Here is a 239-nt window from a genome sequence, read left to right on the forward strand (position 1 = left end):
GTTATTGATGGAAGTGTAAGAGATGCAGAGGCACTTGGAGAAATGAATATACCTGTTTATGCAAAAGGTATTACTCCAAATGGCCCTTATAAAAATGGTCCCGGTGAAATCAATACACCAATTTCCATAGGTGGAAAGGTTGTTTGTCCTGGAGATATCATTGTTGGTGATCAAGATGGTGTTGTTGTTATTCAACCTGAATATGCTAGAGAATTAGCAGAACAGACAAGTAATGTAAG

At 37.7% G+C, this 239-nt stretch carries 1 pseudogene; it reads left to right on the plus strand.

The features are described from left to right. Positions 1-239: pseudogene (locus R0J92_RS26230) on the plus strand (RraA family protein); the annotation flags it as partial.

The sequence above is a fragment of the Tritonibacter sp. SIMBA_163 genome (assembly GCF_046535935.1).
GTDB classification, from domain to species: Bacteria; Pseudomonadota; Alphaproteobacteria; order Rhodobacterales; family Rhodobacteraceae; genus Epibacterium; species Epibacterium scottomollicae.